Origin of the sequence: Kitasatospora cystarginea (genome assembly GCF_039533515.1) — a bacterium.
Classification (GTDB): Bacteria; Actinomycetota; Actinomycetes; order Streptomycetales; family Streptomycetaceae; genus Kitasatospora; species Kitasatospora cystarginea.
Genome location: NZ_BAAATR010000170.1, coordinates 1 through 1266, shown reverse-complemented (window position 1 = coordinate 1266; position 1266 = coordinate 1). Strand labels below are relative to the sequence as shown.

At 71.8% G+C, this 1266-nt stretch carries 1 protein-coding gene; it reads right to left on the bottom strand.

Annotated features, from left to right (window positions below):
* Positions 1-1266 (bottom strand): acyltransferase domain-containing protein (locus tag ABD369_RS40625; RefSeq protein ID WP_344641665.1); only part of this gene is annotated, 1266 nt, incomplete at both ends.

Below are 1266 nucleotides of genomic sequence, written 5' to 3'. Positions count from 1 at the left end.
GCACACCGGCCAGCCGCGACAGCGCACGCTCGTCCAGCACCTCCGGCAGGTCGACCAGACCACCCCAACGCTCCGGGTGCTCCAGCGCCACCACCCGACCCAGACCCCAGACCTGAGCCTGCAGCGGGCTCGCCAGCCGGTCCGAGCGACCCGTCGACACCGCACCCCGCGTCACACACCACAGCGGAGCCGCGACACCCGCATCACCCAGCGCCTGCACCAGCGCCAGCGTCCCGGCCGTACCGTCGATGACTCCGCCACCGGCCGGGAGGACGGTCTCGTCCAGGGCCAGCAGCGACAGCACACCGGACACGGGCATGCCGTCTGCCGGCACCGACCGCAGCGACTCGGCCACCGAAGCGCGGTCCGTACCGGCCGGCTCCACCAAGCGCACACCCGCGCCCCGGCCGGACAGCGTCCGAACCACATCCGCCACAGTGGTGTCCTCAGCCGAGGCCACCACCAGCCAGGTGCCCGACAGCACACCAGCGTTGCCGTCCGTGACCGGCTTCCAGCTGTCGCGGTAGCGCCAGCCGTCCACCGTGGACTGCTCGCGGCTCTGCCGGCGCCAGGCCGACAGCGCGGGCAGCACCGAGCTCAGCGGCTGGTCGCCGTCCAGCTCCAGCGCGGAGGACAGCGCCTGAAGGTCACCCTTCTCCACGGCCTCCCAGAAGGTCGCATCCACCGCGTCAACGGGGACCTCGACCGTCGAAGCGGAACCGTCCGACTCCAGCCAGTACCGCTCACGCTGGAAGGCGTAGGTCGGCAGATCCACCCGGCGCGCACCACGGCCGCCGAGGAAGGACTGCCAGTCCACCCGAACACCCCGCACATGGGCCTCGGCCAGCGACGCGAACAGCCGCTCCAGGCCACCCTCCTGGCGACGCAGGGTACCGAACGCGGCGGCCTCACGGCCGCTCTGCTCGACGCTCTCCTGAACCGCCATCGCAAGCACCGGATGCGCGCTCACCTCGATGAACGTGCCAACAGCGTGCTCCTCCAGCAGCGCGCGGGTCGCGTCGGCGAACTCCACGGTGGCACGGAGGTTGGTGTACCAGTACTCGGCGTCCATACCCGAGCCGTCCACCAGCTCACCGGTCACGGTGGACAGCAGCGGCACCCGACCCGCCCGCGGAGTCACCTCACGCAGCACGTCCAGCAGCTCGGCGCGGATCGACTCCACCTGAGCCGAGTGCGAGGCGTAGTCCACCGGCACCCGGCGCGCCCGGACACCATCCGCCTCGCACGAGGCGATCAGCTCCTCCA